The sequence below is a fragment of the Ectopseudomonas oleovorans genome (assembly GCF_029845265.1).
In the GTDB taxonomy this organism is placed as follows: domain Bacteria; phylum Pseudomonadota; class Gammaproteobacteria; order Pseudomonadales; family Pseudomonadaceae; genus Aquipseudomonas; species Aquipseudomonas oleovorans.
On sequence record NZ_JAOCLK010000014.1, the window covers coordinates 15,713 to 41,545 of the forward strand.

The 25,833-nt window shown below is 63.1% G+C and carries 23 protein-coding genes and 3 pseudogenes; 22 read left to right on the top strand and 4 right to left on the bottom strand.

The window, feature by feature from the left end; all coding sequences use genetic code 11:
- Window positions 1-64: 64 nt before the first annotated feature.
- From N5J71_RS09525 to N5J71_RS09545, 5 genes and pseudogenes are all read left to right on the top strand, one after another.
- The gene (locus N5J71_RS09525) at window positions 65-2,023 is read left to right on the top strand and encodes an LTA synthase family protein (RefSeq protein ID WP_279916764.1); all 1,959 of its coding nucleotides are present in this window, start codon (window positions 65-67) and stop codon (window positions 2,021-2,023) included.
- Between the two features lie 9 nt (window positions 2,024-2,032).
- A complete protein-coding gene (locus N5J71_RS09530) occupies window positions 2,033-2,758 on the top strand; it encodes a phosphatase PAP2 family protein (protein ID WP_116618781.1) in 726 nt (241 codons plus the stop codon).
- Window positions 2,755-3,435, top strand: coding sequence for a phosphatase domain-containing protein (locus N5J71_RS09535; RefSeq protein ID WP_279916765.1), 681 nt, complete (start codon window positions 2,755-2,757; stop codon window positions 3,433-3,435). The genes N5J71_RS09530 and N5J71_RS09535 overlap by 4 nt, the downstream gene beginning before the upstream one ends.
- A gap of 4 nt (window positions 3,436-3,439) precedes the next feature.
- Window positions 3,440-3,790, top strand: a complete 351-nt coding sequence (locus N5J71_RS09540) for a hypothetical protein (protein ID WP_003240801.1) — start codon at window positions 3,440-3,442, stop codon at window positions 3,788-3,790.
- A 187-nt stretch (window positions 3,791-3,977) separates the two neighbouring features.
- A pseudogene (locus N5J71_RS09545) lies at window positions 3,978-5,602 on the top strand (methyl-accepting chemotaxis protein).
- A 97-nt stretch (window positions 5,603-5,699) separates the two neighbouring features.
- Here the strand turns inward: N5J71_RS09545 and fabB are convergent.
- The 3 genes and pseudogenes from fabB to N5J71_RS22530 all read right to left on the bottom strand — a co-directional run.
- Window positions 5,700-6,920, bottom strand: a complete 1,221-nt coding sequence (gene fabB / locus N5J71_RS09550; protein ID WP_104727525.1) for a beta-ketoacyl-ACP synthase I — start codon at window positions 6,918-6,920, stop codon at window positions 5,700-5,702.
- Between the two features lie 11 nt (window positions 6,921-6,931).
- Complete coding sequence (gene fabA, locus N5J71_RS09555; RefSeq protein WP_003240795.1) at window positions 6,932-7,447, bottom strand: 3-hydroxyacyl-[acyl-carrier-protein] dehydratase FabA; 516 nt, start codon at window positions 7,445-7,447, stop codon at window positions 6,932-6,934.
- 119 nt (window positions 7,448-7,566) lie between these two features.
- Window positions 7,567-8,192: pseudogene (locus N5J71_RS22530) on the bottom strand (response regulator); the annotation flags it as partial.
- 711 nt (window positions 8,193-8,903) lie between these two features.
- On the opposite strand from N5J71_RS22530, the gene N5J71_RS09565 reads away from it, so the two are divergent.
- From N5J71_RS09565 to N5J71_RS09620, 12 genes and pseudogenes are all read left to right on the top strand, one after another.
- The gene (locus N5J71_RS09565; RefSeq protein WP_074857229.1) at window positions 8,904-9,926 is read left to right on the top strand and encodes an NAD(P)H-dependent glycerol-3-phosphate dehydrogenase; all 1,023 of its coding nucleotides are present in this window, start codon (window positions 8,904-8,906) and stop codon (window positions 9,924-9,926) included.
- 29 nt (window positions 9,927-9,955) lie between these two features.
- Window positions 9,956-10,303 carry a DUF4389 domain-containing protein gene (locus N5J71_RS09570; protein WP_108233777.1) on the top strand — a complete coding sequence of 116 codons (348 nt, stop codon included), beginning with the start codon at window positions 9,956-9,958 and terminating at the stop codon, window positions 10,301-10,303.
- A complete protein-coding gene (gene sixA, locus N5J71_RS09575) occupies window positions 10,300-10,758 on the top strand; it encodes a phosphohistidine phosphatase SixA (RefSeq protein ID WP_003460536.1) in 459 nt (152 codons plus the stop codon). Before N5J71_RS09570 ends, sixA begins: the two co-directional genes overlap by 4 nt.
- Before the next feature lie 181 nt (window positions 10,759-10,939).
- Window positions 10,940-12,607 carry an AMP-binding protein gene (locus N5J71_RS09580; protein ID WP_075747339.1) on the top strand — a complete coding sequence of 556 codons (1,668 nt, stop codon included), beginning with the start codon at window positions 10,940-10,942 and terminating at the stop codon, window positions 12,605-12,607.
- Between the two features lie 53 nt (window positions 12,608-12,660).
- Window positions 12,661-13,104 carry a hotdog fold thioesterase gene (locus N5J71_RS09585; RefSeq protein WP_003460534.1) on the top strand — a complete coding sequence of 148 codons (444 nt, stop codon included), beginning with the start codon at window positions 12,661-12,663 and terminating at the stop codon, window positions 13,102-13,104.
- A gap of 58 nt (window positions 13,105-13,162) precedes the next feature.
- A pseudogene (locus N5J71_RS09590) lies at window positions 13,163-13,966 on the top strand (helix-turn-helix domain-containing protein).
- A gap of 171 nt (window positions 13,967-14,137) precedes the next feature.
- Window positions 14,138-14,770 carry a LysE family translocator gene (locus N5J71_RS09595; protein WP_074857314.1) on the top strand — a complete coding sequence of 211 codons (633 nt, stop codon included), beginning with the start codon at window positions 14,138-14,140 and terminating at the stop codon, window positions 14,768-14,770.
- Between the two features lie 99 nt (window positions 14,771-14,869).
- Window positions 14,870-15,673, top strand: a complete 804-nt coding sequence (locus N5J71_RS09600; protein WP_003460526.1) for an alpha/beta fold hydrolase — start codon at window positions 14,870-14,872, stop codon at window positions 15,671-15,673.
- A 2-nt stretch (window positions 15,674-15,675) separates the two neighbouring features.
- A complete protein-coding gene (locus N5J71_RS09605) occupies window positions 15,676-16,539 on the top strand; it encodes an alpha/beta fold hydrolase (RefSeq protein ID WP_039964665.1) in 864 nt (287 codons plus the stop codon).
- A 127-nt stretch (window positions 16,540-16,666) separates the two neighbouring features.
- Window positions 16,667-17,482, top strand: a complete 816-nt coding sequence (locus tag N5J71_RS09610) for a DUF4892 domain-containing protein (RefSeq protein ID WP_045107744.1) — start codon at window positions 16,667-16,669, stop codon at window positions 17,480-17,482.
- Between the two features lie 75 nt (window positions 17,483-17,557).
- On the top strand, window positions 17,558-18,643 hold the full coding sequence (locus N5J71_RS09615; protein ID WP_003460523.1) for an AI-2E family transporter: 1,086 nt from the start codon (window positions 17,558-17,560) through the stop codon (window positions 18,641-18,643).
- Between the two features lie 185 nt (window positions 18,644-18,828).
- The gene (locus tag N5J71_RS09620) at window positions 18,829-19,248 is read left to right on the top strand and encodes an efflux RND transporter periplasmic adaptor subunit (RefSeq protein ID WP_003460522.1); all 420 of its coding nucleotides are present in this window, start codon (window positions 18,829-18,831) and stop codon (window positions 19,246-19,248) included.
- On the opposite strand, the gene N5J71_RS09625 is transcribed toward N5J71_RS09620, so the two are convergent.
- Window positions 19,249-20,253: a patatin-like phospholipase family protein gene (locus N5J71_RS09625; RefSeq protein WP_003460521.1), complete on the bottom strand. Its 1,005-nt coding sequence runs from the start codon at window positions 20,251-20,253 to the stop codon at window positions 19,249-19,251.
- 105 nt (window positions 20,254-20,358) lie between these two features.
- On the opposite strand from N5J71_RS09625, the gene selD reads away from it, so the two are divergent.
- The 5 genes from selD (at window position 20,359) to N5J71_RS09650 (ending at window position 25,828) form a co-directional block, all read left to right on the top strand.
- Window positions 20,359-21,393 (top strand): selenide, water dikinase SelD, encoded by a 1,035-nt coding sequence (selD, locus tag N5J71_RS09630; protein WP_074857213.1) that lies wholly within the window; start codon window positions 20,359-20,361, stop codon window positions 21,391-21,393.
- Complete coding sequence (gene mnmH, locus N5J71_RS09635) at window positions 21,393-22,493, top strand: tRNA 2-selenouridine(34) synthase MnmH (protein ID WP_074857211.1); 1,101 nt, start codon at window positions 21,393-21,395, stop codon at window positions 22,491-22,493. Before selD ends, mnmH begins: the two co-directional genes overlap by 1 nt.
- Window positions 22,494-22,808: 315 nt before the next feature.
- Complete coding sequence (locus N5J71_RS09640; protein WP_003240752.1) at window positions 22,809-23,087, top strand: hypothetical protein; 279 nt, start codon at window positions 22,809-22,811, stop codon at window positions 23,085-23,087.
- Complete coding sequence (locus N5J71_RS09645) at window positions 23,087-23,692, top strand: flavin reductase family protein (protein ID WP_279869910.1); 606 nt, start codon at window positions 23,087-23,089, stop codon at window positions 23,690-23,692. Before N5J71_RS09640 ends, N5J71_RS09645 begins: the two co-directional genes overlap by 1 nt.
- Window positions 23,693-23,860: 168 nt before the next feature.
- Entirely contained in the window at window positions 23,861-25,828 is a 1,968-nt protein-coding gene (locus N5J71_RS09650; RefSeq protein ID WP_279916767.1) for a methyl-accepting chemotaxis protein, read from the top strand.
- Window positions 25,829-25,833: the final 5 nt, after the last annotated feature.

Consider the following 25,833-nt stretch of genomic DNA (forward strand, 5'->3'; position numbering starts at 1 on the left):
TTTGACGAGAGGCTCACAGCTCGCCTCGCAGACTGCGGCTCGTTCATCCTGCAAGGATCATACGATGCCACGTCTCCATTACGCGCAACTTCGTTATCTGTCGATCATTCTGCTGGCTTGGCTGGCGGTTTTCTTCCTCACTCGTAGCGTGCTGCTGATTGCGCATCTGGGCGATGCCGGTGTCACCCTGCCGAACCTGCTTGGCCTGTATGGCGTCGGTCTGATCTATGACCTGAGCTTCCTGGTCTACGCCGCCGCGCCGCTGGCGCTTTACCTGCTGCTGTGTCCTGCCTGGTTGTGGCAGCGCCGTTGGCACCAGCGTCTGTTGATCGCCCTGGCGGCCTTCAGCCTGTTCGCGATGTTCTTCACCGCGGTGGCCGAATGGCTGTTCTGGGACGAGTTCGGCGTGCGCTTCAACTTCATTGCCGTGGACTACCTCGTGTACTCCAAAGAGGTCGTCGACAACATTCTCGAGTCCTACCCGATCTATCCGCTGCTGGCGCTGTTGGCAGTCTTGGCCATCGGCTTGACCGTAGCGCTGCGCCGGCCGCTGCGCGCGGCGTTGCAGGCGCCACGTTTGCCACGGCTGCGTGCGGTCTATGCACTGGTGATGCTGGCATTGTTGGTCTGGCTGTGCAGCGGCCTGGTGGGGCAGGACGCGCCGCGTAGCCTGGGTGGCAATACCTACCAGCGTGAGCTGGCGAGCAATGGCCCGTACCAGTTCTTCGCTGCGTTTCGTAACAACGAGCTGGACTATCAGCAGTTCTACGCCACCTTGCCCGATGCTGCGGTGGCCGAGCAGTTGCGCGCCGAAGTGGCCGAGCCCAATGCGCGCTTCATCGGCAGTGACCCGCAGGACATTCGCCGGGTGATCGACAACCCCGGCCAGGCGCGCAAGCTCAACGTGGTGCTGGTCACCATCGAGAGCTTGAGTGCCAAGTATCTGGGCAGTTTTGGCGATACCCGTGGGTTGACCCCGAACCTGGACGAGCTGCGCAAGCACAGCCTGGTGTTCACCAATTTCTATGCCACGGGTACGCGCACCGACCGCGGTCTGGAGGCGCTGACCCTGTCGGTACCGCCGACCCCGGGGCGCTCCATCGTCAAGCGCATCGGCCGCGAGTCCGGCTATGCCAGCCTGGGCCAGCAGTTGGGCGCGCAGGGCTACGACAGCGTCTTCGTCTATGGCGGGCGCGGATACTTCGACAACATGAACGCCTTCTTCGGCGGCAATGGTTATCGCATCGTCGATCAGAGCAGCGTCGACGAGGCCGAGATGAGCTTTCAGAACGCCTGGGGCATGGCCGACGAGGACCTCTATCGCCAGGCGATCAAGGTGGCCGATGCCGATCACGCCGCCGGCAAGCCGTTCCTCCTGCAACTGATGACTACCTCCAACCACCGTCCCTACACCTACCCGGACGGGCGCATCGACATTGCCTCCGGCGACGGGCGCGAAGGGGCGGTGAAGTACACCGATTACGCCATCGGCCAGTTCCTCGCCGAGGCGCGCAGCAAGCCCTGGTTCGACAACACGCTGTTTGTCTTCGTCGCCGACCATACCGCCGGCAGTGCCGGGCGTGAGGACCTGCCGGTGGCCAACTACCACATCCCCTTATTCATCTATGCCCCCAGCTACATCGAGCCGGGCGAGTACCGCGACGTGGCCAGCCAGATCGACGTGGCGCCGACGCTGCTCGGCCTGCTCAACCTGGATTACGTCTCCACCTTCTTCGGCCGCAACCTGCTGCGCGCGGATCATCCAGCAGGCCGTGCGCTGCTGGGCAACTACCAGCACCTGGGGCTGTTCGACGGCAAGGATTTGGCGATTCTCAGCCCGCGCCGGGGCATGCGCCGCCATGACGATGCCCTGGGGCTGAGCCATGAGTCGCGCAGCGATGGCGACGATCCGCTGCTGCGTCGCGACATCGCTTACTACCAGGGCGCCAGCCATGCCTTCAGTAAACATCTGATGGCCTGGCATCCAGATAGCCAATCCAGCCAGCAACTCAGTGAGCGCTAAGGAGTGGAAATGTCATCCCGTTATTTCGACTTTCGTCTGGCGCTCGGCATACCGGTACTGCTCATGGCGCTGCTGCTGGCGTTCGACCCCAGCCCGGTGGATTTCGCCCTGGCGCGGCTGTTCTACGAACCCGGACAAGGTTTCATCGGGCGTAGCAGCTTCTGGCTCGAGGACATCCTGCATGACCGCGCCAAGCAGGCGCTGATCCTGCTCGGTGTGCTGGCTATCGCAGGCTTCGCGCTCAGCCTGCTGCCCACGCGACTACGCCAATGGCGCCGACAGCTTGGCTATCTGGTGCTGGCGCTGGGGCTGTCGACTTCGCTGGTCACCCCGTTGAAAACGCTCACCGGCATGCACTGCCCCTGGAGCCTGAGCGAGTTTGGTGGCCAGGAGCAATTCACGCCGCTGCTGGCCGAGCGCGCACCGACCGCCAATCCCGGCCGCTGCTGGCCGGGCGGCCATGCCTCGGCGGGGTTCTCGCTGCTGGCACTGTTCTTCGTCTTGCGCGACCGCCGCCCACGTGCCGCGCGAATCGCGCTGGTGGTGGCGTTGGGGCTGGGTTCGCTGTTTTCCCTGGGGCGGATGTTGCAGGGCGCGCACTTTCTCTCGCACAACCTGTGGACGCTGCTGATCAACTGGGTGATCTGCGTGCTGACCTACCGCTGGCTGCTTTACCGAGCGCCTGTCGCACAAAACGCAGGGAATCAGGTGGTCTGGGGAGAAACCTGCCGATGAACAGACTCCAACAGGGCTTGCGCCTGGCGTTGGCCACCGTGGTTTTCGTCAGTGCGCTGTTGGCGCTGCCCCTGAGCATGGCGTGGGGCGCGACGACGTCGGCGGCGCCCGTGCAAGGCGTGCGCCCGGCCAGCTGGGCACAGCCACTGGACACCCGCATCAACCTGTATCGCATGACGCCTGATCTGTACCGCAGCGCATTGCCTGCGGCGCGGGACTGGCCGCAACTGCAGGCGCTCGGCATCACCACGGTGATCAACTTCTATCAGCGCGGCGACGAGCAATGGTTGGGTGATCCGCGCGTTCATCAGGTACACCTGCCGTTGCGCACTGATCGTATCGATGACGCCGATGTCATAGAGGTACTGCGCAGCATCCGCCAGGCGCAGAGTCGCGGCACGGTACTGATTCATTGCAAGCATGGGCAAAACCGTACCGGGCTGATCGCCGCCCTGTACCGGGTGATCTACCAGAACTGGAGCAAGGAACAGGCATTGGCAGAAATGCGCGGTGGCGGTTTTGGCGGCGAAGAGCGTATGGGCGACGCCGAGCGCTACCTGCGCGACGCCGACATTCCGGCGTTGCGTTCAGCATTGGCCACAGGCGCCTGTAGCACCAGCGCATGGGCGCTGTGCGCGCTAAAGGATCGGCTGCTCGGCGTAATCGAGGGGGTATGAAGTCATGAAGGTCGCGCGTTTGCTGATCTGTGGCCTGTCGTTGCTGGTCTTGCTGGGGTGTCAGAGCCTGCGCGAGCAGATGCTGGCAGAGAACTATCCGCCAACCTTCGTCGACGGCTTCGAGGACGGTTGCAGCAGTGGGCGTTCGGCTGTTGGCCCGCTCGGTCAGTTCGACAAGGACGTGCCACGTTACATGGCCGAGCCGCTGTATGCCCGCGGCTGGGAGGATGGCTTCCGCCAATGCGAAGACGTGCAGCGCATCGATGACTGGCAGGCGCGTCGGGAGGAGCAGTGGCGCGATGACGAATGGCGACACCACGTCGACCAGGCGATGGCCAAGGCTCTGCGTCGTTAGAAATTTCTTTATGTCCTTATCAAGAGCGACTGAATCACGTCGATAAGAACGAAGGGATTAGGGTCTGTTGCCGTTTCGCGCACGGCTCGCGTCGAAACGGCAACAGACCCTAGTACAATCTCTGAAGGTCTTTTGCCAAGTGCGGCGAAGGATGTCTCGATTTCTGCGCGCAATGGGAGTGGCAAAAATGTCGCTGCGTAATCTTTCTATCGCACCACGGCTGCTTTGGGATTCGGTCTAGTGGCTTTGCTGGTGTTGCTGCTTGGGGCTTTTTCGCTGTTGCAGATGAGCGAGATGCGCAAGCAGTCCGAGGCAGTCGATCAGCATTGGCTGCCAAGTATGATGGCGCTGGGGGAGGTCAGCCAGGACATCCTGCGTCTGCGTGCCGTGACGCTGCGGCTGATGCTCAGTCGTGAGCCTGATGAGCTTCAGAGGAACCTGCGCCTTGCCGATGAACTGCGTACTGAGTTGAGTGCGGCTGACTCTTCGTATCAAAAGCTTATCTCCGGTAGTGAGGAGCGTAGCCTTTACGAGGTTTTTCGCCGAGCCGAAGCGGCCTACTTGCAGGAGCAGGGCAAGATCGTTGCCTTCATTCGCCAAGGTAACTTCGACGATGCCATTGCCGTGACCCGTGGCACGCTTAATCAACATGCCGATGATATGGCGCGTGCTCTAACTGATCTTTCCGAGCTGAACCGCAAGGGCGCTATGGAGGCAGCTCGCAAGGCTGGGCAGGTGTTCGATTCGGCGCGTACCTGGGTAGTGGTGATGATGGCACTGGCGGCGCTGGCTACCGTGGGCCTGGCACTGCTGCTGACCCGTAGCATCGTCGCGCCGCTGACCGAGGCGGTACGTCTTGCCGAGGTAGTGGCGTCGGGTGATCTGACCCAGAGCATCCACGTCGAGGGCCGTGACGAGCCGGCACGGCTGCTAAACGCCCTGAAAAGCATGCAGCAGAGCCTGCGTAACACCATTCAGAGCATCGCCGACTCGTCCAATCAACTGGCATCGGCATCCGAAGAATTGCATGCGGTGACCGAAGATTCGACTCGCGCCCTGCATCAGCAGAACGCCGAGATCGAACAGGCTGCTACGGCAGTCAACGAGATGACTGCCGCGGTCGAAGAGGTCGCGCGTAATGCTGTGAGCACCTCCGAGGCATCGCGCGAATCCAATGCTACGGCGCAGCAGGGGCGCGAGCAGGTGCGCCAGACCGTGAGCTCGATCAGTCAGCTGGCCGATGATGTAAATGGCACCGCGGGTGAGGTCGAGAAGTTGGCCGAGCGGGTCCGTGAGATCAGCAAGGTGCTTGACGTGATCCGCTCCATCGCCGAGCAGACCAACCTGTTGGCGCTCAACGCTGCCATCGAGGCGGCGCGGGCCGGTGATGCGGGACGAGGCTTCGCTGTAGTGGCTGACGAGGTGCGTGCGCTGGCGCATCGCACTCAGCAATCCACGCAGGAGATCGAGCAGATGATCGGTGCCATTCAAAGCGGCACCGATCAGGCGGTCGGTTCGATGCAGAGCAGCAACAGTCGCGCCCGTTCCACCCTTGAAGTGGCCCAGGCTGCGGGTACGGCGCTGGAGTTGATCACTCAGGCGATCTCCTCGATCAACGAGCGCAACCTGGTGATTGCCAGTGCGTCGGAAGAGCAGGCTCAGGTGGCGAGGGAAGTGGATCGCAATCTGGTCAATATTCGCGATCTGTCTCTGCAGAGTTCGGCGGGTGCCAACCAGACCAGTGCGGCTAGCCAGGAGCTGTCGCGTCTGGCGATCGACCTGAACAACCTGGTAGCGCGCTTCAAGGTCTGAGGCACGGCCATTTCCCCTCCCGCCAGCGGGAGGGGGAGGAAAGTAGCACAAACGAAAACGGCGCCCGAAGGCGCCGTTTTCTTTACCGTGGCAGCTGTTACTTGCCGGCCCAGCGCTTGAGCACCAGGGTGGCGTTGGTGCCACCGAAGCCGAAGCTGTTGCTCATCACGGTATCGAGCTTGGCGTTCTCGACGGTGCTGAGCTGGATCGGCATGTCGGCCACTTCCGGGTCGAGCTCGTCGATGTTGGCCGACGCGGCGATGAAGTTACCTTCCATCATCAGCATGCAGTAGATCGCTTCCTGCACGCCGGCAGCGCCGAGGCTGTGGCCGGACAGGCTCTTGGTCGAGCTGATGGCCGGGGCCTTGTCGCCGAATACGGCGCGCACGCCTTTGATTTCCGCAACGTCGCCAACCGGAGTCGAGGTGCCGTGGGTGTTGAGGTAGTCGATCGGGGTGTCGACGGTGGCCAGCGCCTGCTGCATGCAGCGGATCGCGCCTTCGCCGCTCGGAGCGACCATGTCGTAGCCATCGGAGGTCGCGCCGTAGCCGACGATTTCCGCGTAGATCTTGGCGCCGCGGGCCAGAGCGTGTTCCAGCTCCTCGACTACGACCATGCCGCCACCACCGGCGATGACGAAACCGTCACGCTTGGCGTCGTAGGCACGCGAGGCCTTCTCCGGGGTTTCGTTGTACTGGGTGGAGAGGGCGCCCATGGCGTCGAACAGGCAGCTCTGGCTCCAGTGCTCTTCTTCGCCGCCACCGGCGAAGACCACGTCCTGTTTGCCCAGCTGGATCTGCTCCATGGCCTGGCCGATGCAATGCGCGCTGGTGGCGCAGGCCGAGGAGATGGAGAAGTTGACGCCCTTGATCTTGAACGGAGTCGCCAGGCACGCTGATACGGTGCTGCCCATGGTGCGGGTTACGCGGTATGGGCCGATGCGCTTGACGCCTTTTTCGCGCAGGGTATCGATGGCTTCCATCTGGTTGACGGTGGAAGCGCCACCGGAACCGGCGATCAGGCCAGTGCGCGGATTGGAAACCTGCTCTTCGCTGAGGCCGGAGTCCTTGATCGCCTGTTCCATCGACAGATAGGCGTAAGCCGCAGCGTCGCCCATGAAGCGGAACAGTTTGCGGTCGATCAGCTCTTCCAGGTTCAGGTTGACCGAACCGGAGACATGACTACGCAGGCCCATTTCGGCGTAGGAGGGGTTGAAACGGATGCCTGATTTGCCCACGCGAAGGCTGCCGGCAACGGTTTCTTTGTCATTGCCCAGGCAGGAAACGATGCCCAGACCGGTGATCACTACACGACGCATGTGCAAGTCCTTCAGAAACTGTCGGTGGAGGTGAACAGGCCGACGCGCAGGCCTTCGGCGCTGTAAATTTCGCGACCGTCGACGGCTACGGTGCCGTCGGCGATGCCGAGGATCAGCGAGCGGCTGATGGTGCGCTTGATGTGAATGTTGTAGGTGACCTTCTTGGCGGTCGGCAGTACCTGACCGAAGAATTTCACTTCGCCGCTACCCAGGGCACGGCCGCGCCCCGGGTTGCCTTGCCAGCCGAGATAGAAGCCGACCAACTGCCACATGGCGTCGAGACCGAGGCAGCCCGGCATGACCGGATCACCCTCGAAGTGGCAGCCGAAGAACCACAGGTCCGGATTGATATCGAGCTCAGCGACGATTTCGCCCTTGCCGTACTTGCCGCCGGTTTCGCTGATGTGAGCGATGCGATCGATCATCAGCATATTTGGGGCGGGCAGTTGCGCGTTCCCCGGGCCGAACAGTTCGCCGCGGCTGCAGGCGAGCAGATCTTCCCGGGTGTAGGCGTTTTGTCTTGTCATGCGAGCTCCTCAATTGTCCCCACGCTTCTAAGGCTGGGCGAATCGTCCTGGCCGGCGCGTCTGGAAAATCAGACCGGGCGCCGGCAGCCTAGTCATAGACTGTTGCGTTGTGGTGAAAGTCACAGCGCAGTGAGTACAGTTGTACTCTGCTGCTTCCATGTTGTCACAGTTGCCGCAGTTTCCCCTTGTAACGCCGGCTTGTCACGGGCGCCAGTTGACCAAGGTCGCGATGGCAGCCAGCGCTGCAGGATACGTTGCAGGTCGGCACGTTTGAATGGTTTTGCCAGGTAATCGTTCATTCCGGCGGCCAGGCAGGCTTCGCGGTCGCCCTGCAGGGCATTGGCGGTGAGGGCGATGATGGGCAGTTGTTGTCTGCCTCGAGCTGGCGAATTTGCCGCGTTGCCTCGTAACCGTCGATCAGCGGTAGCCTGCAGTCCATGAGGAGGGCGGCGTAATCCTGTGCGCGGCAGTTCTGTACGGCCTGTTGGCCGTCGCCGACCAGGCTGATCTGGTAGCCCAGGCTGCGCAGCATGGCTTCGATCACGGTCTGGTTGACCGGGTTGTCCTCGACCAGCAACACCGACTGACCCTCGCCGCTACCCAGGTTTTGAGTGTCACTGCTTTGTACCGGTTCGTTGTGGGCCAGAAAGGGCAGCGGTATTTCCAGGGTAAACACCGAGCCTGTGTCCAGTTGGCTTTCCGCGCACAGGGTGCCGCCCATGCGCTCGGCCAGGGTACGGGCGAGCAGGAAGGTCAGGAGCAGGGCAAACAATGAGAGAACGCCGGCCTTGAACAGTATCTCCTGCTGGCGCGTATTTAAGGTGTCGTTGGACATGCCCACCACAACCCGGCCCAGGTAGCTGTCGCCGAGTGACTTGCCCAAGGGTGGCAGCGCTTGCGTATGGGCAGGCTGGCCCTGCAGGCGAATCGGTGCCTGGAATACCTCGACTTGCGGCGTGCTATGGCCTTGTTCCTTGGGTCGCTCGACGTACACCAGAATGTTGTCGTCGCGGTCACGCACTTCAGCGAAACGCACGTCGGGGGGGCCAAGGGTGGCACGCAGCAGGCTTTCCAGTGGCCGATATGACCTTGCTCCAGGCGCAGGTCCTGCAGGCGGATGGGTGAGAAAGCCGGTCAGCAGCAGGGACGGGCCGACACTGATCAACTGAGTGCAGGTGTGAATGTTCTAGCCGCGACGCTGGTTCATGGCTCCACCATCCCTGAAAAGCGGCGCTGCTGCCTGACGAGAGGCGCATCGTCCTTGGCAATTATGGTCAATCCCGCATGTTAACCGACCCGACGCGCTTTGCCAGCGTCAGGCGCCTGCACTCTGCGGTAATTCTCGTTTGCCCCGCTCTGCGGATAGTCTGCACTGAACTTTTGCCCTGACCGGGTACTCTCGGCTCCGTATAATGCCCGCAGACCGCCATCACGCATGGCCTCATTCGGAAGACCTATGACACAGCTCCAACCCATTGCCGTACTCGGCGGCGGCAGCTTCGGCACCGCCCTGGCCAACCTGCTGGCGGAGAACGGCCAGCGCGTCCTGCAGTGGATGCGTGATCCCGAGCAGGCCGAGCAGATGCGTCAGAGCGGCGAGAACCCGCGCTATCTGAAGGGCGTCAAGCTGCATTGCGGTATCGAGCCGACCAGTGACCTGAGCGGCGTGCTGCAGCAGGCCGAGCTGGTGCTGGTCGCATTGCCTTCCAACGCCCTGCGCGATGCCCTGCAACCGGTGGCGGCGCAGTTGGCGGGCAAGATGCTGATCAGCACCACCAAGGGCATCGAGGCCAAGACCTTCAAGCTGATGAGCCAGATTCTCGAAGAGATCGCCCCCGACGCGCGTATCGGCGTGCTGTCCGGGCCGAATCTGGCCAAGGAAGTGGCCGATCACGCCCTGACTGCCACGGTGATCGCCAGTGAAGATGAACAACTGTGCCTGTGCGTGCAGCAGGCTCTGCATGGCAGAACCTTCCGTGTCTACGCCAGCGCCGATCGTTTCGGCGTCGAGCTCGGCGGCGCGTTGAAGAACGTCTACGCCATCATGTCCGGCATGGCGGCGGCGCTGGGCATGGGGGAGAACACCAAAAGCATGCTGATCACCCGCGCCCTGGCGGAAATGACTCGTTTCGCGGTCAAGCTTGGTGCCAATCCCATGACCTTCCTTGGCCTGGCCGGCGTCGGCGATCTGATCGTCACCTGTTCGTCACCGAAAAGTCGCAATTATCAGGTGGGTTACGCCCTGGGTGAAGGCCTCAGCTTGGAAGACGCGGTGCAGCGCCTTGGCGAAGTCGCCGAAGGGGTCAATACGCTCAAGGTACTCAAGGCCCGTGCCGAAGAACTGGACGTGTACATGCCGCTGGTCGCTGGCCTGCATGCCATTCTCTTCGAGGGGCGTACGCTGGCGCAGGTCATCGAACTGTTGATGCTCGGTGAGCCCAAGACCGACGTCGATTTCATCCCCACTGCCGGCTTCTGAACCAGGCAGCCAATCAAGGAGCGTAAGTCATGAGTGATGAAAAGCAGGAGTTGGAGCGTGAGTCGATTCTGCTGCGCATTATGTGGATGGTGATATTCGTCATCGTCTGGCAACTGGCCGAATTGCTGCTCGGCACCGTGGTGCTGCTGCAACTGGGTTACCGCCTGTTCTACGGTGCGCCCAATGCCAGCCTGCTGGGTTTTGGCGACAGCCTCAGCCAGTATCTGGCGCAGATCGGTCGTTTCGGCACCTTCAATACCGATGAAAAACCCTGGCCGTTCGCCGATTGGCCGACGCCGCGGGCGCCGGAAGGCGAGACCGCGCACAGTATCCCGCCGGCGCCGCATCCGGTGCGTGACGAGGAGCCCAAGCTGTGAGGTTATGGCTGTTGCGCCATGGTGAGGCCGAGCCGCAGGCAGCCACTGATGCTGCCCGCGAGCTGACCGCCCATGGTCGCAAGGAAGTGCAGCAGGCTGCCGCCCAGCTCGCCGGTCGGCCCCTGACCGCCATCGTCGCCAGCCCCTACGTGCGTGCCCAGCAGACGGCCGAGCTGGTACGCAGCGAGCTGGGGTTCAGCGGCAAGATAAACACCGTGACCTGGCTGACGCCGGACAGTGATCCGCGTGATGCCCTGAAGTATCTCGATGAGCGTGAGCGTGCCGAGGTGCTGCTGGTCAGCCATCAACCGCTGATCGGCGCGCTGGGCGGGCTGCTGGTGCACGGGCATCGCCAGGAGCCGCTGCCCATGCGCACCGCCAGCCTGGCTGAGCTGGAAGGCGATATCCCGGCCGCCGGGCTGATGGAGCTGTTGGCGCTTATCCACCCCCGTTGACCTTTCGCCCTGTGTCGCCACTTGTGGCGTCGCAGGTGCCTCATGCCTGACTTATTGCCCGTGGGGGCAAATGTTCCAGGCGAGAAACATTTCTTAACTTGCGCCTCTTTTGTCTGCGTGGAATATTCAACCAAGCAAGTGCTTGGTTGATTCCTACAAAAACAACAAAGGAGGAAGCCCTGTGGCTGATGCAATCCGTTTGCCGCTCGAGCTGTTTTATGAACGTGAAGCAAGGCACCCGAACAAACGCTACATGGTGCAACCTCTGGGGGGCGGCCAGCTGCTGGAGCTGAGTTGGGCCGACGTGGGCGAGCAGGCGCGCCGTGCAGCCAGCTGGTTGCGTAGCCGCGAACTGCCACAGGGCAGCCGCATCGCCATCATCTCCAAGAACTGCGCGCACTGGATCGTTGCCGATCTGGCGATCTGGATGGCGGGCCACGTTTCGGTACCGCTGTATCCCAACCTCACCGCCGACTCCATGGGGCAGGTGCTGGAGCATTCCGAAGCAGCCCTGGCCTTTGTCGGCAAGCTCGATGACTGGGCCTCGATGGCACCGGGCCTGCCGCCGGGCTTGCCGACCGTCAGCCTGCCGCTGCATCCGCAGGGCAGCTTCGACTACAGCTGGGATGATCTGCAGCGCAGCGCGCCGATTCAGGACGACCCCAAGCCCGCAGCCAACCAGCTGGCCACCATCATCTATACCTCCGGCACCACCGGTACGCCCAAGGGCGTGATGCACAATTTCTCCAATTTCGGTTTCGCCGCCAGCAACGCCATCAAGCTGTTTGGCGTCGGTGAAGATGATCGACTGATCTCCTACCTGCCGCTGTGCCATGTGGCCGAGCGCATGTTCGTCGAGCTGGCGTCCATCTATGCCGGGCAGACGATCTTCTTTGCCGAGAGCCTGGATACCTTTCTGGAGGATCTCAAGCGCGCGCGGCCGACCGTGATGTTCGGCGTGCCGCGCATCTGGACCAAGTTCCAGATGGGCGTGTACAGCAAGATGCCGGCGCAGAAGCTCGACCGCCTGCTGCGGCTGCCGATCATCGGCCGCTTCATCGGTCGCAAGGTACTGGCCGGCCTCGGTTTGGACGCCATTCGCTATGCGCTGTCCGGCGCCGCGCCGGTGCCCGAGGCGCTGCTCAACTGGTATCGCCGCCTGGGCATGGAGATCCAGGAGGTCTATGGCATGACCGAGAACTGTGGTTATTCCCACGTGTGTCTGCCGGGCAAGTTCAAGCAGGGCTGGATCGGCCAGAACAACCCAGGCGTCGAGGTACGTATCGGCGAGGATGGCGAAGTCCTGGTGCGCAGCGGCGCGACCATGCAGGGTTACTACAAGGACCCGATCAAGACCGCCGAGACGCTGACTGACGATGGCTTCCTGCGCACCGGCGACAAGGGCGAGCAGGACGCCGAAGGCAACCTGCGCCTCACCGGACGCATCAAGGAAATCTTCAAGACCAGCAAGGGCAAGTATGTCGCGCCTGCGCCGATCGAAAACCGCATTGGCGAGCACTCGCGTATCGAGCAGGTGTGCGTGGTCGGCGACGGCCTGCCGCAGCCGATAGCCCTGTGCGTGCTATCCGATGTGGGGCGTCAGGAGGCGGCCAATGACAGCCGCGATGAGCTGGAGAACAGCCTCAAGGCCTTGCTCGCCGAGGTCAATGGTCGTCTCGATCATCATGAGCGGCTGCAAGGCCTGGTACTGGTCAAGGAGGTCTGGGCAGTGGAGAATGGTTTCCTGACGCCGACCCTGAAAATCAAACGCGCGGTGATCGAAGGCACTTATGGCGAGCGTTTCGCCGAGTGGCAACAGCGCAGCGAAGCCGTGCTCTGGCACGATTGAGCCGAATTGGCCGGGTTCACCGGCCCTGTGTTCAACGCACAAGGAACGCCTTCATGGGACTGTGGCAACGAACGCCCGATATCGATGCACTCAACGCGACCTTGAAAAACAGCATCGGTGAGGTGCTGGACATCCGTTTCGAAACCTTCGACGACGAATCGCTCAGCGCCAGCATGGTGATCGACTCGCGTACTCACCAGCCCTATGGCCTGCTGCACGGTGGCGCCTCGGTGGTGCTGGCGGAAACCCTAGGCTCCACTGCCAGCTACCTGTGCATCGACAGCAGCCGCTTCTACTGCGTCGGCCTGGAAGTCAACGCCAACCATCTGCGCGGTTTACGCAGCGGGCGTGTGCATGCGGTGGCGCGGCCGGTGCATCTGGGCCGTACCACCCACGTCTGGGACATTCGCCTCAGTGGCGACGACGGCAAGGCCAGCTGTATCTCGCGGCTGACCATGGCCATCGTTCCCCTGGGTGATCAGCCCCCGAAACTTTAAGTTTCTGCCTGCAATTTCATCCAAGATTTGCCCGGTCCATGGCGCTACAGTAGGCGCCATGGACCAGATCACTCATATCCAAAGCAGCTTGCCCGGCGTGCGCCTGATCGATGCCGAGTACCATCGCTTCGCCTTTCCCCGGCACTTTCACCTGGAATATCACGTCGGCCTGCTGATACAGGGTCAGCATCGCTACGCCTATGGCGGTGAGCACCGGCATGTCGGAGCGGGGGACGTGCTGCTGATGGCGCTGGAAGGGATTCATGACGGTGCCGGCCTGGATGGCCAGAGTTAACGTATTCGGGTGATGGCCTTCGATCCATCCTGGCTGGATGAAGCCAGTCGTACCCTGAGTGACGGTCGTCAGGGCGCGCCACGCTTGACCACCAGCAGTCTGCGTCACCCGCGGCTGTCACAGCACCTGCAGCGCTTTCATGCGGCGATGCTGGGCGGCTCGAGACTGGCTCAGGAGGAGGCGCTCTGGCAGGCGCTGGCCCACCTGCTGGAGATGGGCTCGACGTTGCGCGTCAGCGAGCCACATCGCGTCTTCGATCAGCAGACCTGGCAGCGGCTGCGCGATTGGCTGGAGAACCGCCTGGGCGATCCGCCCACGCTGGAGGAAATCGCTGCTTTCTGCGCCATGAGCCCGTGGCAGGCGCTGCGGCGTTTCCGCCAGCACACCGGTTTGCCACCGCATCAGTGGCTGACGCAACTGCGCTTGCAGCGGGCGTTGCCGCTGGTGCTGGCGGGTGAGCCTCTGAGCGAGATCGCCCTGCGCCTGGGCTTCTACGACCAGGCGCATTTCTCGCGGCTGTTCCGCCGCACCTACGGTCTGCCACCGGCGCGCCTGCGTCAGGGCTGATTCAGCGGTTACCAGGCAAGACCGCGAAGCTAGCCTTTTGTAGGAGCTCCGACCCGGGGGGAAGCCTTGCGAGTCGGAGGCGTCCTGATTCGCGGCGGGGCGCCGCTCCTACAGATCCGCTGCATCGACCATCAGTCCATACGTCATCGTTTCAATTTTCTGGAGATCACCATGCAGGAGGCGTCCGCCTTGCTGTCGCTGGCTGCCGTGTTCGCGGTGGCCCTTGTAAGCCCCGGCCCGGATGTGGCGCTGGTGGTGCGCACCGCCTTGCATCAGGGACAGCGTGCCGGCTTGCTCAGTGCGTTGGGCCTGGCCTGCGGCATTCTTCTGCACGGCACCCTGGTGCTCAGCGGAGTGGCCTTGCTGCTCAGTCGTACCGAGTGGCTGTTCGAGCTGGTGCAGGTCGGTGGTGCACTCTATCTGGGCTGGCTGGGTATCGGCGCTGTGCGTGCCTGGTGGCGTGGCAGTGCTGGTCCGAGGCGGCTGGATGGCGAGCTGACGCCTTCGCTGTTCGGCCCCTGGTTACGCGGCGTGCTCACCAACCTGGGCAATCCCAAGGCGTTGGTGTTCTTCCTGGCACTGCTCAGCAGTCTGGTACCCGCCGATATGTCGCTGCCCGGCAAGGTGGCCTGTGCGGCGCTGCTGTTCGGCCTGAGCCTGTTCTGGTTCAGCCTGCTGGGGCTGACCCTGAGCCGCCCGCTGATGCGTCAGCGGCTGCTGCAGGTGGCGCCGATCATCGACTTCGTTTGCGGCCTGGTATTTCTGCTGGTGGCGGCCAGTATCGTCGGACGTCTGCTGCTATAGCCCTGACCATTGCGCCGCCATCAATGGCCGTTACGGTCATTGCCGTGCGTCGGTGGCTGCCGGAGAATCCGGGCATATTTGTTTTCTCGAGTTTGATGCATGCCGCAGTCGATCTTCTTCGCTCATGCCAACGGTTTTCCGTCGGCCACCTACGGCAAGCTGTTCGCCGCGCTGGCGCCGGATTTTCAGGTGCAGCATCTGGAACAGCATGGCCACGACCCGCGTTTTCCGGTCAATGACAACTGGTCGAATCTGGTCGATGAGCTGATCCATCACCTCGAGGGCGGCGCCGAGCCGGTCTGGGGCGTCGGCCATTCGCTCGGCGGCGTGCTGCATTATCACGCCGCCTTGCTTCGCCCGGAGTTGTATCGCGGCGTGGTGATGCTCGACTCGCCAGTGCTGACCCTGGCCGACCGCATGGTGATTCGCGCCGCCAAGCGCTTCGGCTTCATCGACCGCATCACCCCGGCCGGCCGTACTCTTGGGCGCCGTGAAGCCTTTGCCGATCTCGTCGAGGCGCGAGACTACTTCGCCGGCAAGAGCCTGTTTCGCCGTTTCGACCCCGAGTGCCTGGACGCCTATGTCAGCCATGGCCTGCAACCGGGTGAGCAGGGGCTGCGCCTGAAATTCGATCCGGCCACCGAGATCAGTATCTACCGCAGCGTGCCGCACACCTCTCCGGGGCTACCCCAGCAGCTGGCGGTGCCGCTGGCCATGGTGCGCGGTCGCCACAGTCGGGTGGTGTTGCCGCATCATGCGCGCCTGCTACGGCGCATGCCGCGCGCGGAATATCACAATCTGCCTGGCGGCCATATGTTCCCGCTGGAGCGCCCGCAGGCTACCGCCGACCTGCTGCGTCAACTGTTCACCCGCTGGGCTGGTAGCCAGGAGCAACGTGCATGAGCATGAGCATGGATTTCGAGGAAGTACGCCTGAGCCTGCCGCATATCGAGTTGGCGGCTCATCTCTACGGTCCAGAGGATGGTGTGCCGGTTCTGGCGCTGCACGGCTGGTTGGATAACGCAGCGAGCTTTGCGCGGCTGGCGCCGAAACTCGAGGGAATGCGCATCGTCGCCCTTGATTTTGCCGGTCATGGGCATTCCGAGCATCGTTCGGCAGGCGCCGGTTATGCGCTGTGGGACTATGCCTTTGACGTGCTGCAGGTCGCCGAGCAGTTTGGCTGGGCGCGTTTCTCCATCCTCGGTCATTCCATGGGCGCGATCACCGCCGTGTTGCTGGCGGGAGCGATGCCGGAGCGGATCGCGCGCCTGGCCCTGATTGACGGCCTGGTGCCTTACACCGGTGAAGCCGAGCAGGCGCCGCAGAAGCTGGGTGAAGCCTTGCGCGCCAGGCAGGCGCTGACTGACAAGCGCAAGCCGGTGTACGCGGAGATGGCGCGCGCGGTCGAGGCGCGGATGAAAGGCGTGGGCGCGGTCAGCCGTGAGGCGGCCGAATTGCTGGCCCAGCGTGGGTTGATGCCGGTGCCGGGCGGCTACACCTGGCGTACCGACAGCCGCCTGACCCTGCCGTCGCCGCTGCGTCTGAGCTGGGCGCATGCCCAGGCGTTCGTTCGCGCGCTGCAATGCCCGGTCAGCCTGGTGTTGGCGGAGCAGGGCATGATGAGGGCGCAGGCGGCCGTGCGCACCTTGCTGCAGGATCTGCCGTTCGAGGTACACCGTCTGCCCGGTGGGCATCACCTGCATCTGGATGATGAAGCCGGTGCGCAGCTCGTAGCGGATTGTTTCAATCCATTCCTGCGCTTGCCTTGACTTGCCTGCGGCCGTGGGGAAAGGTGTGGTGGTCTGCCATGGAGGATCGCATGATCGACCCGTTAAAAGTCGCCACTCGCTGTACAGCAAGCTCACCCGTCGCGTTTTTTCAGTGGACTGCCACCTTATGAAGGGGGCTGTGCAGTTTTTTTCTGCGGTGCTTGCCGCGGTCTGCAGCGGTGCCGTACTGGCGGCCGATCTACCTGGCAGTCGCGACCTCGAGGTACTGCCGCGGTTTCCTGCCAGTCACATCGTCGCGTTTAAGGAAGCGCCCGATGTCGAGCGTATCTATCCGCAAGGCTCGATTCGCCGCATCAGCGGGCGGTTGCGCTATGAGCGGGAGATTCTCGTGCAGGGCAAGCACAGTGCGGTGACCTACGAGCTGCCACGCACCCACAGTGCCGATCAGGTATTCACCACCGTACGGGAAACGCTGCTGCAGCAGGGCGCCGAATTGCTCTACTGGTGCCAGGGCCGTGAGTGTGGTGCGAGTAGCCTATGGGCTAACTCGATATTCGGCAATGCCACGCTATATGGCCCTGACGACCAGCAGGCCTATGCCTTGTTACGCCTGGCCGAGCCGAATCACCAGAGCCTGCTGGCGCTATACAGCATCACTCGTGGGAATCGCCGTGCTTACCTGCATGCCGAGCAATTGGATGCCGAAGCCCCTCTAGGCGTATTGCTGCCGACGCCGGCGACCTTGCTGCGTCAGTTGCGTACCGATGGGCAACTGAAACTGCCCGATGAAGCCAAGGCCGACAGCGCCTGGGTCGAGGTGCTGGCGCGCAGCCTGAACCTCGACAGCACCTTGCGCGTCAGCCTCGCCGGTAGCCAGGCCGAGGCCTGGCGCGAGGCGTTGATCGAGCAGCGCGTGCGTGAAGCGCGCCTGGAGTTGGGTGAGAGCTCGGATGAAACACTGAGCGTGCGTTTGTTGCGTTAAGCTAGCACTCGCAATCGCCTGTAACAGAGCGCCCGCAAGGGCGCTTTGTCGTTTCGTCGAAGGGAGTTTCGCTTGATGGCCACTAATGATCGTCTGCTGGTGCAGATTCTTCTGCTCGGCCTGCTGGCTGCCAGCTTATGGGTGCTGGCGCCATTCTGGTCGGCGCTGTTCTGGGCCGCCGTGTTGGCCTTTGCCAGTTGGCCGCTGATGCGCCTGCTGACGCAATTGCTCAATGGGCGCCTGTCGCTGGCGGCGGGCATCCTGACTGTGGTCTGGGTGATCATGGTGGCGGTGCCGTTGGTCTGGCTGGGCTTCAACTTGGCCGATCACATCAACGATGCCAACGCCCTGGTCAAGGATCTGCAGGTCGAAGGCCTGCCGCCAGCTCCAAGCTGGCTGGCCAGCATTCCACTGGTCGGTGATAGCCTGGTGGAACTGTGGCGCACCATCGACCAGCAGGGCGCTGCTTTCTTCGACACGCTGCGGCCCTATCTGGGCCAGGTCGGCAACTGGCTGTTGGCACGTAGTGCGAAGATCGGTGCGGGCATGGTCGAACTGGCCCTGAGCCTGGTGCTGGTGTTCTTCTTCTACCGTGACGGGCCGCGCCTGGCGGTGTTCGTGCACAGCCTGCTGGAGCGACTGATTGGCGAGCGTGCCGATCATTACTTGGAACTGGTCGCCGGCACCGTGCAACGTGTGGTCAACGGCGTGATCGGTACCGCCGCCGCGCAGGCCGTGCTGGCCTACATCGGTTTCGTCATCGCCGGCGTGCCGGGCGCCCTGGTGCTGGGCCTGCTGACCTTCGCCTGCAGTTTCATCATGATCCCGCCGCTGATCTGGGGCCCCGCCGTGGCTTGGCTGGTATGGCAGGGGGAAATCGGCATGGCGATCTTCCTGGGTATCTGGGGCTTCTTCATTATCAGTGGGGTGGACAATATCCTTAAGCCCTACCTGATCAGCCGTGGCGGCAACCTGCCGCTGGTGGTGGTGCTGCTCGGTGTGTTCGGCGGCATCCTGGCCTTCGGCTTTATGGGCCTGTTCCTTGGCCCGACCCTGCTGGCGGTGGCCTACAGCCTGCTCAGCGACTGGGTGGCGCAGAAGACACCGGACAACCAGGCAGCCCTCGACCAGTTGCCGCCAGACAAACAGCATGAGACGTAACAACCGTTGAAACTAAGAGCTTCTATCAAGAGACCAATGGCGGGCGTACCGCGTTGTTGATGGGGAGAGGCTGACCTAGGTCGAGGTTTGGTGTCAATAAATAGTCGCTTGTGCGTAGCCTGTCAGTTCCCCTCGTTTTTGCCGGTTTATTGGCGGTTGTGTGGTGGTGGCAGCGGCCCCAACCGATGCCCGTGCAACTGATGATCGCGGTGGAGCGCGGCCCGGTGGAAACCCTGGTCGCCAATACCCGCGCCGGTACCCTGAAATCCTGTCGCCGTTCGCGGCTGTCGTTCAATGTCGGCGGCCAGGTCAGCGAGCTGCTGGTCGACGCAGGCCAGCAGGTCGAGGTCGGCCAGGTGCTCATGCGTCTGCGCCAGGACGACCGCCTGGCGCGGGTCGAGGAGGCCTGCGCGCGTCTTGAGGTACGCCGCAGCGAGCGCGAGCAGTTGTGCCGCAAGGCCGAGTTGTACCAGCGTGATTACCGCCGACTGCAGCACCTGGGCGAACGCAAGCTGACCTCGCTCGAGCACCTCGACCAGGCCGAGACCAAGGCGCGCCTGGCGCAACTGGCCTTCACCGCGCAGCAGGTGCAGATCCGTGAGTGATCAGCGCTCGCGCTCGTAGCGCTCGAGGGTGTCGCGGGCGATCTGGCGGCCGAGCATGATCAGCTCCGGCGCCTTGTAGAACTCGAAGAAACGGCACACGCTCTTGGGCACGTTGATCAGGATGTCCGGCGGGTAGCCGGCGATCTTGTATTGTGCCAGCGAGGTCTGCATCACCTCGAAGCTCTGGTTGACCAGCTCCAGCAGCGAGGCCGGGCCGCTGAACTCGGCGACCCGCGAGCCGCTGGCGGATTTCGGCGCGGCGCCGGCGGCGCTGCGGTCCGGCGCCGCGGCCGGGCTGACGGCATCGGCGCGCTGCTGCTCCTCGGCCAGCAGCAGGACGTCGTCCTCGCTCTTGCGGCGGAAGCTTGGCAGGCGCGAGCCGAGCGTGGTCATCAACTGGTCGATGCGCCCCTTGAGCGCCGCCGGCCGCTCAATCACCGGCAACTGGTAGTGATTCTGGTTGGTGGCGTTGAGGTTGACCGCGATGATCAGGTCGCAGTGGCTGGAGACCACCGGCACGATTGGCAGCGGGTTGAGCAAGCCGCCGTCGACCAGCATGCGCTTGCCCTGGATGACCGGGGTGAACAGGCTGGGAATCGCCGCCGAGGCGCGCATGGCCTGGTGCAGGCAGCCTTCCTGGAACCAGATCTCCTGCTGGTTGGTGAGGTCGGTGGCGACGGCGGTGAAGGGGATCGCCAGCTCTTCGATGTTGATCTCGCCGACTATGTCGTGGATGCGCCCGAACACCCGCTCACCGCGAATGGCGCCCAGGTGGAAGCTGACGTCGAGCAGGCGCAGCACGTCGAGATAATCCAGGCTTTCCGTCCACTCGCGGTACTCCGGCAGCTTGCCCGCCGCGAAGATGCCACCGACCACCGCACCCATCGAACAGCCGGCGATACAGCCGATTTCATAGCCGCGCGCCTGCAGCTCATCGATCACGCCGATATGCGCATAGCCGCGCGCACCTCCCGAGCCCAATACCAGCGCCACTTTCTTGCTCATTGACCGACTCCCCCAGTGAAGCTTCGACCTTACTCGCGCAATTGGGCTTAGCCAAGGCAGTCTTTGCTAGAATCCGCCGCCAGTTATCGCGGTGAGAGAAGAACCATGAGCGAACCCATCCGTTTGACCCAGTACAGCCACGGCGCCGGCTGCGGCTGCAAGATTTCGCCGAAGGTGCTTGAGGTGATTCTCGCTGGCAGCGGCGCGCAGAATCTCGACCCCAGACTCTGGGTGGGCAATGCCTCGCGTGATGACGCGGCGGTATACGCCATCGACGAAGAGCGTGGCGTGGTCTCTACGACCGACTTCTTCATGCCGATTGTCGACGACCCCTACGATTTCGGCCGTATCGCCGCGACCAATGCGATCAGCGACATCTACGCCATGGGCGGTGACCCGCTGATGGCCATCGCCATCCTCGGCTGGCCGGTCAACCTGCTGGCCCCGGAAGTGGCACGCGAAGTGATCCGCGGTGGCCGCGCCGTGTGCGATGAAGCCGGCATCCCGCTGGCGGGCGGTCACTCGATCGATGCGCCGGAACCGATTTTCGGCCTGGCCGTGACCGGCCTGGTGAGCAAGGCCAACATGAAACGCAACGATACCGCCACGGCGGGTTGCAAGCTGTACCTGACCAAGCCGCTGGGCATCGGCATCCTCACCACGGCGGAGAAGAAGGCCAAGCTGCGCGATGCGGACGTTGGCCTGGCGCGTGACTGGATGTGCACCCTGAACAAGCCCGGCAGCCGCTTTGGCAAGCTTGCCGGCGTGCGCGCGATGACCGACGTCACCGGCTTCGGCCTGCTTGGCCACCTGGTGGAAATGGCCGATGGCAGCGGTCTGAGTGCCCGTGTCGAGTTCGCCCGAGTGCCGCGTCTGGAGAGTGTCGAACACTATCTGGAGCAGGGCTGCGTACCGGGTGGCACCTTGCGCAATTTCGACAGTTACGGCGACAAGATCGCGCCGCTGCCCGAGCTGGCCAAGCTACTGCTGTGTGACCCGCAGACCAGCGGTGGCCTGCTGATTGCCGTGGCGCCGGAGGGCGAGGCCGAGTTCCTCGCCGTGGCCGCCGAGCTGGGGCTGGATCTGGCGCCCATCGGTGAGATGGTCGAGCGACAGCGTTACGCGGTCGAGGTGCTCTGATGCGCGACAACTGCACCGACTACCGCGATCTGTTCCTGCATGACCGGGCGATGATGGATACCCGTGCACCGGTCGAATTCCACAAAGGCGCGTTCCCCGGCGTGATCAATCTGCCGCTGATGACCGATATCGAGCGGCAAAGGGTCGGCACCTGCTACAAGCAGCAAGGCCAGCAGGCGGCCATCGAGCTGGGCCATCAACTGGTCAGCGGCCAGACCAAGGCCGAGCGCATCGAGGCTTGGGCCGCCTTTGCCAAGGCCAACCCTGACGGTTACCTGTACTGCTTTCGCGGTGGCCTGCGCTCGCAGATCGTCCAGCAATGGCTGAAAAGCGAGGCGGGCATCGACTATCCGCGCGTGGTCGGTGGTTACAAGGCCATGCGCACCTTCCTTCTGCAGGCCACCGACGAGGCGGTACAGGCGTGCGATTTCGTGCTGGTGGGCGGGATGACCGGCACCGGCAAGACCGAGGTGATCAGCCAGCTGAGCAACAGCCTGGACCTGGAGGCGCACGCCAATCACCGAGGCTCCAGCTTTGGCAAGCGCGCCACTGGCCAGCCCGAGCAGATCGATTTCGAAAATGCTCTGGCCATCGATCTGCTCAAGCGCCGTGCCGCGGGACAGCAGCAGTTCGTGCTGGAAGATGAGGCGCGTCTGATCGGCCGCTGCTCCTTGCCATTACCGCTGTATCAGGCGATGCAGCATCATCCCCTGGTGTGGCTGGAGGACAGTGTGGCTAACCGTGTGGAGCGGATTCTGCAGGCCTACGTGGTCGAGTTGTGTGCCGAGTTCGTTGCAGCCCAGGGTGCCGAGGCAGGCTTCACCGCGTTCGCCGCGCGCCTGCGCGAGAGCCTGGCCAATATCACCCGTCGCCTGGGCGGCGAGCGTTATCAGCGCCTGGCGGCGATCATGGACCAGGCGCTGGAGGAGCAGGCGCGCGACGGCCAGGTCGATACCCATCGCGGCTGGATCGAGGCCTTGCTGGTCGAGTACTACGATCCTATGTACGTGTTCCAGCGCGAGAGCAAATCCGGGCGGATTGAATTCGCCGGGGAGCAGCAGGCTGTGGTGGAATACCTGCGTAAGCGAAACGGCGGGTGAGGTGGGCACTTTCCTTCTGCCGTAGCGTCATAGACTGGGCCTAGGGTCTGTTGCCGTTTCGCGCACGGCTCGCGTCGAAACGGCAACAGACCCTAGCAGGCCGTTGAAAACTACCTGCGTTGCCATTGCTGCGTTAAAAACAGGCTCGTGCGCGAGCCCGATCAAAATGCTCATTTATAGCTCGTAAAGTCGAACACGACCCCGGTCGTTTTTCACCTGTTTTTGCGGGGCCGCCATCGGTATTGCACTGGCTGCCTCGCCTACGTTTTCAACAGCCTGTTATACGTAGTCATATCCGTTCGAGGAGTGTGGTCGATGAAACACTGGATCTGTTTACCGCTGCTTGCGCTGGTGCTCACCGGCTGCGCCGGCAAGACCGTTTACCGTGAGACCTGTGCCAATCAACTGGATGCCGCCTGGAAAGAGCTGAGCATCGCCGAGGCCGAGGGCTTCGCCGGTACGGTGAGCTATTCCAAGGCGCTTTCGCTGCTTACCGCTGCCAAGACCCAGCAGCAGTTCGAAGCCTACGAAGGCTGCACCAGCAAGGCCGAGCGTGCGCGCTTTTACATCCGCGAATCGCGAGCGGGGCGTTGATGCAACTCGATTTCGCCGATCTGAGCCCGCTTGAGGCCTACCGCTGGCTGGCCTCCAGTGTCACCCCGCGGCCTATTGCCTGGGTCTCCACCCGTTCGGCCGAGGGCGTGACCAATCTGGCGCCGTTCAGCTTCTTTCAGGTGATCAGTGACAACCCCCCGACCTTGCTGGTCAACGTCAACACCCGCGACGATGGTAGCCTCAAGGACAGTCTGCGTAATGCCCAGGCCAGCGGCGAGCTGGCGATTCAATTGGTCAGCTTCGCTCAGGCCGAGGCGATGAATGCCTGTGCCGCGATCCTGCCGCATGAGGTCAGCGAATTTGCCCACTGCGCCATTGCCAGCCAGCCGTGCGCGCGCATCGACGTGCCGCGCGTCGTCGGTGCCCCGGTGACCTTCGAATGCCGTGTGACGCAAATCCAGCCCTATCCGGCGCAGCAACCCAATTGTCATCTGATCTTCGCCGAAGTGTTGCTGGCGCACATTGATGATGCGGTGCTCAACGAGCAGGGACGCATCGACCCGCTCAAACTCGATCTGGTGGGTCGCCTCGGTGGGAGCGCCTATTGCCGCACACGGGATCTTTTCCAGATGCAGCGGCCCTGAACCCGTTCTGAAAACGACGTCCAGTTAACTCTCCCGGCCATCTTGCTGTCTGCTGGCTTGTCGCCAGTAGCGCTGCGCTCCTATGTTCCAGAATTGTCAGGCCGTTGAAAAACGCAGGTAGTTTTTCAACGGCCTGTTTGGGCTAGCTGCAGTAGGCAGGGGGATGTCATGGGTGGCTCATTGTGCAAGCGGCTGGCCAGTCTGAGCACGGCCAGCAAGTTGATGCTGGGTTTTGCTCTGGTATTGATTCTGACCGCTCTGGTGGCTGTTACCGGTTTGCTGGCGTTGCGTGAAGTCAGTGCTGGCGCTGAGCTGCAGCAGCGCATGAGCGCGCTGGGTGAGCAGGTGCTGCGCATGCGTCAGAGCGAGCAGGCGTTCGCGCTGAGTGGCGATAGTCAGCACGCCGCGCGTCTGGCCGAACAGGCCGAGGCGATTCTGCAGGCCGGGCAGGCACTGCAAGGTGAGCTCGATAGCGACACGGCCGCGATTCTGGCGCAGGTCGAGCCTGCACTGGCCGACTACCGCAGCGCTTTTGCCCGCTACGTTGAACTCACCGACAACATGCAGCTGTCCTTGCAAGCCGCCGACTGGCTGGTGGTCAGCGCGGCCAACAGCCTGGATCTGCTGCAGGAAGGGCTGACCGAAGACGGCGTCGACCTGCTCAAGAGCTCCCAAGGCGAGCAGGGCGGTGATTCGGTCCTGCAGGCCGGCAAGGTCGGCAAGATTCATCAACTACTGCTGCAGGCGTTGGATCAGGCACGCCAGCGCCTGGAGGCCAGCCGGCGCAGCGATAGCAGTGAGCAGGCGGAAATTGCCCAGGCAGGCGAGGCGCAAGCCCTGGCTGCCGAGTTGCGCGATGCGCTGGATGATCCCGGTTATGCCGCGGTGCTCGGCGAGGTGGTGGTCAACGTCGACTCCTTCAATGAGCGCCTGAAGGAATACGCCACCCAGTTGCAGCAACAAAAACAGGTATACGGGCAACTGGTCGCTCAGGTCGAGCAGTTGCTGCAGCGGGTCGAGCTGGCCCTGGACACGCAACGCCAGGCCATGCATGCCGAGCGTCAGGCCAGCAGCGGTCTGATCATCCTGGCAGCGGCCCTGGCGCTGCTTTTCGGTCTTGGCGCGGCGATCATGATCAGCCTGGCCATCGTGCGTCCGCTCAAGCGCGTGATCGGCCTCGCCGAATCCATTGCCAGTGGCGACCTCAGCGTACGTATCGAACAGGATCGGCGCGATGAAATCGGGCAGCTGCTGGCTGCCATGCAAGGGATGTCCGCCAACCTGCGCGATATGGTCGGCCGCCTGCAGGGTGGTGTGACGCAGATTTCCAGCTCCGCCCAGACCCTCTCGACAACTGCCGAGCAGACGCGCCAAGGCGTCAATGGTCAGAAGCTGGAGACCGATCAGGTCGCCACCGCCATGAGCCAGATGACGGCCACGGTGCACGAGGTGGCACGCAATGCCGAGGCCGCAGCGGCTTCCACTGAACAGGCTGACCAGCGTGTCGGTGCCGGTAGCCAGGTGGTGCGCCAGACCCTGCAGCGCATCGAGCAATTGGCTCGCGCCATGGACGCCACTACCGAGAGCATTCAGCGCCTGAGCCAGAACACTCAGCGTATCGATGCCGTACTCGAGGTGATCAAGAGCGTGGCCGAGCAGACCAACCTGCTGGCGCTCAACGCGGCCATCGAAGCGGCGCGCGCCGGAGAACAGGGGCGTGGTTTCGCGGTGGTCGCCGATGAGGTGCGGGCGTTGGCAAAACGCACTCAGCAATCCACGGCGGAAATCGAGTCGCTGATCGCGGCCTTGCGCGAGGGTAGCCGCCGCGCCGTGACGGACATGGAGCAGAGCGCCAGCCTGGTGAATCTCACGGTTGGCGACGCCAACCAGACCGAAGGCGCCCTGGCGGCCATTGCCGAGGCGGTGAGCCTGATCTCGGAGATGAATCAGCAGATCGCTGCCGCGGCCGAGCAGCAGACTGCCGTGGCCGAGGAAATCAACCGCAGCGTCACCTCGATCCGCGATATTGCCGATCAGTCAGCCACGGCCATGGACGAAACCGCCGCGTCGAGCATCCAGTTGGCTGAGCTGGGGCGGGAGCTGCAGGGCATGGCAGGGCACTTTCGCATGACATAGCGTCT

Coding starts and splice junctions, on each gene's coding strand:
- N5J71_RS09525 (WP_279916764.1), top strand. CDS start 65: ATGCCACGTCTCCATTACGCGCAACTTCGTTATCTGTCGATCATTCTG.
- N5J71_RS09530 (WP_116618781.1), top strand. CDS start 2,033: ATGTCATCCCGTTATTTCGACTTTCGTCTGGCGCTCGGCATACCGGTA.
- N5J71_RS09535 (WP_279916765.1), top strand. CDS start 2,755: ATGAACAGACTCCAACAGGGCTTGCGCCTGGCGTTGGCCACCGTGGTT.
- N5J71_RS09540 (WP_003240801.1), top strand. CDS start 3,440: ATGAAGGTCGCGCGTTTGCTGATCTGTGGCCTGTCGTTGCTGGTCTTG.
- fabB (WP_104727525.1), bottom strand. CDS start 6,920: ATGCGTCGTGTAGTGATCACCGGTCTGGGCATCGTTTCCTGCCTGGGC.
- fabA (WP_003240795.1), bottom strand. CDS start 7,447: ATGACAAGACAAAACGCCTACACCCGGGAAGATCTGCTCGCCTGCAGC.
- N5J71_RS09565 (WP_074857229.1), top strand. CDS start 8,904: ATGACACAGCTCCAACCCATTGCCGTACTCGGCGGCGGCAGCTTCGGC.
- N5J71_RS09570 (WP_108233777.1), top strand. CDS start 9,956: ATGAGTGATGAAAAGCAGGAGTTGGAGCGTGAGTCGATTCTGCTGCGC.
- N5J71_RS09585 (WP_003460534.1), top strand. CDS start 12,661: ATGGGACTGTGGCAACGAACGCCCGATATCGATGCACTCAACGCGACC.
- N5J71_RS09595 (WP_074857314.1), top strand. CDS start 14,138: ATGCAGGAGGCGTCCGCCTTGCTGTCGCTGGCTGCCGTGTTCGCGGTG.
- N5J71_RS09600 (WP_003460526.1), top strand. CDS start 14,870: ATGCCGCAGTCGATCTTCTTCGCTCATGCCAACGGTTTTCCGTCGGCC.
- N5J71_RS09605 (WP_039964665.1), top strand. CDS start 15,676: ATGAGCATGGATTTCGAGGAAGTACGCCTGAGCCTGCCGCATATCGAG.
- N5J71_RS09610 (WP_045107744.1), top strand. CDS start 16,667: ATGAAGGGGGCTGTGCAGTTTTTTTCTGCGGTGCTTGCCGCGGTCTGC.
- N5J71_RS09615 (WP_003460523.1), top strand. CDS start 17,558: ATGGCCACTAATGATCGTCTGCTGGTGCAGATTCTTCTGCTCGGCCTG.
- N5J71_RS09620 (WP_003460522.1), top strand. CDS start 18,829: ATGCCCGTGCAACTGATGATCGCGGTGGAGCGCGGCCCGGTGGAAACC.
- N5J71_RS09625 (WP_003460521.1), bottom strand. CDS start 20,253: ATGAGCAAGAAAGTGGCGCTGGTATTGGGCTCGGGAGGTGCGCGCGGC.
- selD (WP_074857213.1), top strand. CDS start 20,359: ATGAGCGAACCCATCCGTTTGACCCAGTACAGCCACGGCGCCGGCTGC.
- mnmH (WP_074857211.1), top strand. CDS start 21,393: ATGCGCGACAACTGCACCGACTACCGCGATCTGTTCCTGCATGACCGG.
- N5J71_RS09640 (WP_003240752.1), top strand. CDS start 22,809: ATGAAACACTGGATCTGTTTACCGCTGCTTGCGCTGGTGCTCACCGGC.
- N5J71_RS09645 (WP_279869910.1), top strand. CDS start 23,087: ATGCAACTCGATTTCGCCGATCTGAGCCCGCTTGAGGCCTACCGCTGG.
- N5J71_RS09650 (WP_279916767.1), top strand. CDS start 23,861: ATGGGTGGCTCATTGTGCAAGCGGCTGGCCAGTCTGAGCACGGCCAGC.